The organism is Paucilactobacillus wasatchensis (genome assembly GCF_000876205.1).
Classification (GTDB): domain Bacteria; phylum Bacillota; class Bacilli; order Lactobacillales; family Lactobacillaceae; genus Paucilactobacillus; species Paucilactobacillus wasatchensis.
Genome location: NZ_AWTT01000057.1, coordinates 1 through 7,959 on the forward strand (window position 1 = coordinate 1; position 7,959 = coordinate 7,959).

At 40.0% G+C, this 7,959-nt stretch carries 6 protein-coding genes; 5 read left to right on the top strand and 1 reads right to left on the bottom strand.

The genetic code is table 11. The annotated features are described in order from the left end of the window. Positions 1–258 precede the first annotated feature (258 nt). On the top strand, positions 259–1,563 hold the full coding sequence (locus tag WDC_RS08480; protein ID WP_044011430.1) for a GntP family permease: 1,305 nt from the start codon (positions 259–261) through the stop codon (positions 1,561–1,563). Between the two features lie 32 nt (positions 1,564–1,595). After that, positions 1,596–2,744 carry a glycerate kinase family protein gene (locus WDC_RS08485; protein ID WP_044011431.1) on the top strand — a complete coding sequence of 383 codons (1,149 nt, stop codon included), beginning with the start codon at positions 1,596–1,598 and terminating at the stop codon, positions 2,742–2,744. Positions 2,745–2,894: 150 nt separating this feature from the next. On the opposite strand, the gene WDC_RS08490 is transcribed toward WDC_RS08485, so the two are convergent. After that, a complete protein-coding gene (locus tag WDC_RS08490) occupies positions 2,895–4,823 on the bottom strand; it encodes an ABC-F family ATP-binding cassette domain-containing protein (protein ID WP_044011432.1) in 1,929 nt (642 codons plus the stop codon). A gap of 159 nt (positions 4,824–4,982) precedes the next feature. Here WDC_RS08490 and WDC_RS08495 point away from each other — a divergent pair, with 159 nt between their 5' ends. The 3 genes from WDC_RS08495 (at position 4,983) to groL (ending at position 7,874) form a co-directional block, all read left to right on the top strand. After that, positions 4,983–5,624, top strand: coding sequence for a redox-sensing transcriptional repressor Rex (locus WDC_RS08495; protein WP_044011433.1), 642 nt, complete (start codon positions 4,983–4,985; stop codon positions 5,622–5,624). A gap of 286 nt (positions 5,625–5,910) precedes the next feature. After that, the gene (gene groES, locus WDC_RS08500) at positions 5,911–6,195 is read left to right on the top strand and encodes a co-chaperone GroES (RefSeq protein ID WP_044011434.1); all 285 of its coding nucleotides are present in this window, start codon (positions 5,911–5,913) and stop codon (positions 6,193–6,195) included. Positions 6,196–6,248: 53 nt separating this feature from the next. Then, the gene (gene groL / locus WDC_RS08505) at positions 6,249–7,874 is read left to right on the top strand and encodes a chaperonin GroEL (RefSeq protein ID WP_044011435.1); all 1,626 of its coding nucleotides are present in this window, start codon (positions 6,249–6,251) and stop codon (positions 7,872–7,874) included. Positions 7,875–7,959 lie beyond the last annotated feature (85 nt).

Below are 7,959 nucleotides of genomic sequence, written 5' to 3' on the forward strand. Positions count from 1 at the left end.
AAATTTAAACCGAAAAATACGTTCACAGCACATAGGAGTTAAAATTGGTAATATTACTGTTGATTCATCAACAAGTAGCCCCATAGGGGCAATGGCAAAAGCATACTCCCGTTAATTCGGATGTATAAATATTAAGTCGAATAAAAGGTATCTAGGAAAACTTGACACATACGATGTGAAAGATCTGTTTGCTTAAGCGATTGCGATCAAGTAAACTTAGCATGTAAAACGATTTCATTTTTTTAAGGAGGAGATGTCATGGAAGTAGGAGTTACAGTTTCGTGGTGGGCAGCGTTAGTCGGATTAGCACTGGCAATTATTCTAATTTTAAAGAAGCTAAATCCTGTTTATTCACTGTTACTAGGAGCGATTGTTGGTTCAATTTTAGGCGGTGCCAATCTTGTACAGACAATCAATATTCTAATTATTGGGTCACAAAGCGTGGTGGGGACCATATTGCGAGTGCTAGCAGCGGGAATGTTGGCAGGAGTTATGATGGAATCTGGTTCTGCTGATACGTTGGCCCGGACGATTGTTACCAAACTAGGTGACAGGTTGGCAATCTTTGCCTTAGCATTGGCAACAATGGTGATCACTGCGGTAGGAGTTTTTATTCCCGTAGCTGTCTTAATTGTTGCACCAGTCGCACTGGAAGCCGGCAAACGAATGCACATTTCTAAACTGGCTTTGTTAGTAGCATTATCAGGTGGTGGTAAAGCTGGAAATATTATTTCACCAAATCCCAACACAATTGCTGCTGCCAAAGGGTTTGGTGTTGATTTAAGTCAAGTAATGATTGCTGACTTTATTCCTGCACTGTTTGGTTTGGCAATGGCAGTTTTGTTGGCCACTTTACTAAAAAATAAAGGTTCGGAGGTTTTAGATCAAGATATTGCTAATTTAGCAGCTAATGCGACCCAGCCAGAAGATTTGCCGAGTTTAAAGAGTGCATTGGTGACACCTGTTACTGCAATCATCTTATTATTACTAAATCCAATTGGGTCCATTTTTCATGTTAAAATTTTGACTGAATTAAACCTGGATGCACTCTATGTACTGCCATTTGCTGCTATTGTTGGTGCTTTGGCAATGGGACAAGGTAAGAAATTACGGTCATATGCTCAATCAGGGATGGCCCGGATGACGGATGTTGTGCTGATTTTGCTTGGTGCGGGTGCAATTGGTGGGTTGATTACGAATTCGAGTTTACCGGCACAAGTAATTAACTTAATTAAAATGTCACATGTTTCCGGGACACTGCTGGCGCCAATTTCGGGGATCTTAATGGCTGCAGCAGCTGCATCTACATCGACTGGAGTTATTTTGGCGACCGGTTCATTTGGTAAAGCTATCTTAGGTTTCGGCGTTGCGCCACTAGCTGCTGCCGCAATGGTTCATACTGGTGGGATTGTAATCGATCATTTACCACACGGCAATTATTTCCACGTTACTGCTAATGCAATGCATATGGAAATTGCAGAACGTTCGCAGTGTATTTTGTATGAATCACTGGTCGGGATTACCTGTGCAATTGTCGCTACAGTAATGTTTGGTTTCTTTTAAGAGCTGAGTAATTGTTAATTAGGAGGTTTAACATGAAATTTGTTATTGCACCAGACTCATTTAAAGGTGGGATGACCGCCAAGGAGGCGGCACAAGCAATTCAAGCTGGCCTAGAAAAGGTGTTGCCCGACGCTGAGTATGTCAAGGTGCCCATGGCGGATGGCGGTGAAGGCACGGTTCAGTCACTAGTCGATGCGACGGGCGGTGAACTGTTATCTCAGTCAGTCACCGGCCCACTTGGTAAGCCTGTAGAAGCACATTTTGGTATTTTAGGAAATGGTACTACAGCTGTAATTGAAATGGCAGAAGCAAGTGGCATTCAATATGTTAATGACCAAACACACAATCCACTGATCACAACGACTTTTGGGACTGGCGAACTGATCTTGAAAGCACTTGATCAAGGAGTTAACACTATTATATTAGGAATTGGTGGGAGCGCTACTAATGATGGTGGTGCCGGGATGGCTCAGGCACTCGGCGTCCGGTTGCAAAATAAGCAAACCCATGAAATATTGTTTGGTGGGGGTTCGTTAGACGAGTTGGACAGCATCAATATGGAGCACATTGATCCTCGAATTGCGCAGACAGAGTTTATAATTGCCTCTGATGTTACCAATCCGTTGGTCGGTCCAGAAGGTTCCTCAGCCGTATTTGGTCCGCAAAAGGGTGCCACACCAGAAATGATTAAGGTACTAGATAAAAATTTATCACACTACGCCGATATCATTAAACGTGACTTAGATAAAGACCTTGCTTACTATCCTGGTGCTGGTGCTGCAGGTGGATTGGGAGCAGGGTTGCTGGCCTTCACTCCTGCTAAAATGGAAAAGGGAATTGACATTGTGATTGAATATTCACAGCTGAAGGAAAAAGCCAAGAATGCGGATGTTATTTTCACCGGTGAAGGTGGAATTGATTTTCAAACTAAATTTGGTAAGACACCGTACGGCGTTGCACAAGCTACTAAATTAGTTTCACCCAATGCACCAGTCATTGTTTTGGCAGGAAATGTTGGTTCTGGGGTAGAATCGCTTTACAGTAGTAAATCAATTGATGCTATTTTTGCAATTGTTCCTGGTGTAACCACTTTGCCGGATGCAATTGCTGCTGGGCCATTAAATTTGACGAACACCGCTGAAAACGTTGGTCGGTTAATTATGGCGCTAGAAAAATCTTAGTTCAATTACTAACAGTGCATTTATAATTTATTAATGTTAACTAACCTAAAATTAGTGCCAAGGAATTAAGTTATTCTTCCTTGGCACTAATTTTAGGTTGGTTTTATTTTTATTAAAATGCGAACGAGAGTAGCCCCTCCTTTACGCTTATTAAAGTTTATTGCTGAAATTTTCTAAGTTTTCTGCTGCCTGGGTCCAACTATTTTCAGCAGTTGTGATATCAGTTTCAATTGCACTCAATTTTGCTTGTAAGTCCGCCAATTTATTGGCATCTGAGAAAACATCTGGTTGGGCCATCTGAGTTTCAATGGATTGTTTATTTTCTTCCAATTGAGTTAATTCGTCTTCAAGCTTAGTGACTTGCCGTTCCAATTTGCGTTGTTCTTTTTGTTTTTCCTTACTGAGTTGATATTCTGTTTGGCTCGATGGTTGTTTTGGTGAAGAAATTGTAGTATCAGTAGTTTGTTTTGTTTTGGCTAGCTGCGTTAGGTAGTCATCGTAATTACCGCTATAGTGGGTAATACCAGTTGGATGCAATGCCAAAATGTCAGTAGCAACTTGATTAATGAAATACCGGTCATGTGATACAAACAAGACGGTACCATCAAATTCGTTAATTGCTTGTTCAAGTACTTCACGACTATCGATATCCAAATGATTTGTCGGTTCATCTAAAATTAAAAAGTTGGCGTGTTCAAATGCTAGTTTAGTTAATTGTAGACGTGCTTTTTCACCACCACTAAGTTCGTGTACTAGTTTGAATACATCGTCACCAACGAATAAAAAGCTGCCTAATAATGAACGAATATCTTGTTCGTTAACTGTGGGATGATCGTCCCAAATTTCGGCTAGCACCGTCTTTTTAGGATGGAGCACCTGTTGCTCTTGATCATAGTAGCCTACTTGAACGTTAGCACCTAATTTCACCTGACCATCTAATAACTCGGTTTTTGCCAAAATAGATTTTAATAAGGTTGACTTACCGATTCCATTGGGGCCGATAATGGCGATGCGTTGATGATTACGCACTTCAAAATTTACCGGTGCAGCTAAAATTTGATTGTCATAACCAATTTTTGCATCAGCAACCTGTAGGACAATGTTGCCACTTTGACGTGCCGCTGTTAGAGCAAAACGGATTGAGGAATCATCGGTAGTTGGCTGCTCCAACCGATCCATTTTATCGAGTTGTTTTCGTCGTGCTTGCGCCCGTTTAGTGGTTGAGGCGCGGACAATATTACGATTAACAAAATCCTCTAACTTGTTAATTTGTGTTTGTTGTTGTTCAAATTGTTTCCACTTTGTTTTTAAATTTGCTGCTTTAACGGTCATGAACTGAGAATAATTACCGCTATAGTGGGTTAATTCGCGTTGATCCAAATCATAAACTTCGGACACGACGTGATCCAGGAAATAACGGTCATGGGAAACAACTAAAAGGGCGCCAGAATAACTTTTTAAGTAATCTTCCAACCATGCTAAAATGTCCATATCTAAATGATTAGTTGGTTCATCCAAAATTAAAATATCTGGTGCCTGTAGCAATAATTTGGCAAGTGCTATTTGTGTTTTTTGCCCACCAGACAGCGTATTGATTGGTGTTTGGTAGTCAGGTTCTTCAAAATGAAAACCATGCAAGACACCGCGAATACGGGCTTCGTATGTGAAACCACCCTTAGAGCTAAAATCGTGTTGCGATTGATCATAAGTTTTTAACGTGGTCTCGTAATCAGCATCAGCTGTAGAAAGTTGACTAATTTTTTGTTCAAGCGCGTGAATTTGGGCTTCTTGCTGATGTAATGATGCAAAAACACCATCTAATTCTCCCCAGATACTTTGTTGACTATCCAGCCCCTGATCTTGTGCCAAATAACCTAGTGTTGTTCCTTTTTTTAGACTAACGGTACCATCATCGGGTGGGTTAATTCCTGCGATAATTTTTAAAAGAGTTGTCTTGCCAGCCCCATTCCGACCGACTAATGCGACTCTACTATTAGTTTGAACCTGTAAATTAATCTTGTGAAATAATGTTTCGGCACCAAAACGGCGTACAACATTAACAGTTTGTAATAACAGCATATTATTTTCCTTTAGTTGATTTATTAAGATTGTAGCACAAACCTAACCATAGCTGAAAACTGTTTGGTTGCAAAATATTTTTGCTGAATGTTTCACAATCTTCGCAGGTATGCTAGAATACATGGTAAAGTAAATTTCACAAGCTAGCAGGAGGAAAATATGGCTAATCGAAAGATTCCACGTGCAACCGCCAAACGGTTACCAATTTATTATCGCTATTTAAATATTTTGCTCGATGCAAATAAGCATCGGGTTTCATCAACTGAATTGTCAGAAGCTGTTCAAGTAGATTCAGCAACTATTCGCCGTGACTTCTCGTATTTTGGAGAATTGGGGAAACGGGGATATGGTTATGATGTCGAAGACTTACTAAACTTTTTCAAAGAAATTTTGAATCAAGACAAGTTAACTAATGTTGCTTTAATTGGAGTTGGAAATTTGGGACATGCGCTACTGAACTTTAATTTTCACCAAAATAGTAACGTTCGCATTAGTGCTGCTTTTGATGTCAATGCTGATTTAATCAACACCGTTCAAAGCGGTGTGCCAGTTTATTCGATGGAGGAAATGAGCGAACAATTGCAAGACCAACAAATTGATGTTGTAATTCTCACAATCCCATCAGAATCTGCACAAAAAGTTACTGATCAATTAGTTAAAATTGGAATTCGTGGTATTTTGAATTTTACCCCACTACGGTTATCAGTACCTACTGAAGTACGAGTACAAAATGTTGATCTTACCAACGAATTGCAAACGTTAATTTATTTTATCGATCACTACAATATGCCAGAAGACTAGTTTCGTTAGAGCTTGCTTGCCAAGAAATTGGTTGCGGGCTTTTTTTGTGGGCTTGTTCACCAGAGCAGATACCTAGGGCTAAGCCAGTAATAACAATTAACAAATCAAAACCTAATTTATTAATTGTGATTACTACCGTAGCCTACGGATCTTCACACTCAGGTTCACTCTTTTTGATTTTAAATTCTTGCATTTAACTCAAAAAATGATATAGTAGATTTTGTGTTTAGCACTTGAGATGTGAGAGTGCTAAAAATAAAATTTTAGAATTGATGGAGGGATAAACGTGTTAAAACCATTAGGAGATCGCGTTGTTCTACAAGCTGAACAAGAAGAAGAAAAAACTGTTGGTGGAATTGTGTTGGCATCAAATGCCAAGGAAAAGCCAACTACTGGCAAAGTAATCGCTGTGGGTGAAGGTCATACTTTGGATAACGGCGAAAAAGTTGCTCCTTCAGTTAAAGAAGGCGACCGTGTATTGTTTGATAAATACGCCGGTAACGAAGTTGAATATGAAGGCGAAAAATACCTTGTAGTTCACGAAAAGGATATTGTAGCGATTGTTGATTAATTAATCACAGTAAAAAAAGATTAATAACTAAATTCATGAGGTGAAAATATATTATGGCAAAGGAACTTAAATTTTCTGAAGACGCTCGTGCACAAATGCTTAAAGGTGTCGACAAATTAGCAGATACAGTTAAGACGACAATCGGTCCTAAGGGACGTAATGTTGTGTTGGAACAATCATACGGTTCACCGACAATCACAAATGATGGTGTTACCATTGCTAAGGCAATTGATCTTGAAGATCACTTTGAAAACATGGGTGCTAAGCTAGTTGCTGAAGTTGCTTCAAAGACTAATGATATTGCTGGTGATGGTACGACAACTGCTACTGTATTGACTCATGCAATTGTTAACGAAGGAATGAAGAACGTCACAGCCGGTGCTAACCCAGTTGGTATCCGTCGTGGAATTGAAAAGGCTACTAAAGCTGCTGTGGATGGTTTACACAAATTATCACACGATGTTAAAACTAAAGATGATATCGCCCAAATCGCTTCAATTTCATCAGCTAATCCAGAAGTTGGTAAGCTAATTGCTGAAGCAATGGAAAAAGTTGGTAACGATGGTGTTATTACAATTGAGGAATCACGTGGTGTTGATACAACCTTAGACGTTGTTGAAGGAATGCAATTTGATCGTGGTTACATGTCACAGTACATGGTGACCGATAACGATAAGATGGAAGCAGACTTAGACAATCCATACATTCTGATTACTGACAAGAAGATTGGTAATATTCAAGATATCTTACCATTATTGCAAGCAGTTGTTGAACAAAGCCGTTCACTATTAATCATTGCTGATGATATTACTGGCGAAGCTTTACCAACTCTTGTTTTGAACAAGATGCGTGGAACATTTAACGTTGTTGCCGTTAAGGCACCTGGCTTTGGTGATCGTCGTAAGGCTCAACTAGAAGATATCGCTATTTTAACTGGTGGGACTGTTATTACTGACGACCTTGGTTTGAACTTGAAAGACACAACTGTTGATCAATTAGGTCAAGCTAACAAAGTTACAGTGACAAAAGAAAACACAACGATTGTTGAAGGTTCTGGTGCCAAGGAACAAATTAACGAACGGGTTGATTTGATCAAGGGTCAGATTGCTGACACAACTTCTGATTTTGACAAGGAAAAGTTACAAGAACGTCTTGCTAAATTAGCTGGTGGTGTCGCAGTTGTCCGTGTTGGTGCTGCTACTGAAACTGAACTAAAAGAAAAGAAGTATCGCATTGAAGATGCTTTAAATGCTACTCGTGCTGCCGTTGAAGAAGGATTTGTTTCTGGTGGTGGTGTTGCATTGGTTAACGTAATCAAAGACGTTGATGCTGTTACTGCTGAAGGCGACGAAGCAACTGGTGTTAAGATTGTTAAGCGTGCACTTGAAGAACCAGTTCGTCAAATTGCCGAAAATGCCGGTTTAGAAGGTTCAGTAATTGTTGAACGTTTGAAAAATGAAAAGCAGGGTATTGGTTACAATGCCGCTGACGACAAGTTTGAAGATATGATCAAAGCCGGAATTGTTGATCCAACGAAGGTAACTCGTTCAGCACTTCAAAATGCAGCTTCTGTCTCAGCTTTACTATTAACAACTGAAGCAGTTGTTGCCGACAAGCCAGAAGATAATCCAGCACCAGCCGCTCCAGCAGCAGGTCCTGGAATGGGCGGAATGATGTAATTAAACCAGAGTGTTTTCAGCCACGTTGAGAAGCCGTGGTGTAACACACAAAAAGCCCCGATACGGTGAACTTCACCGTGTCGGG

Coding starts and splice junctions, on each gene's coding strand:
- groL (WP_044011435.1), top strand. CDS start 6,249: ATGGCAAAGGAACTTAAATTTTCTGAAGACGCTCGTGCACAAATGCTT.
- WDC_RS08480 (WP_044011430.1), top strand. CDS start 259: ATGGAAGTAGGAGTTACAGTTTCGTGGTGGGCAGCGTTAGTCGGATTA.
- WDC_RS08490 (WP_044011432.1), bottom strand. CDS start 4,823: ATGCTGTTATTACAAACTGTTAATGTTGTACGCCGTTTTGGTGCCGAA.
- WDC_RS08495 (WP_044011433.1), top strand. CDS start 4,983: ATGGCTAATCGAAAGATTCCACGTGCAACCGCCAAACGGTTACCAATT.
- WDC_RS08485 (WP_044011431.1), top strand. CDS start 1,596: ATGAAATTTGTTATTGCACCAGACTCATTTAAAGGTGGGATGACCGCC.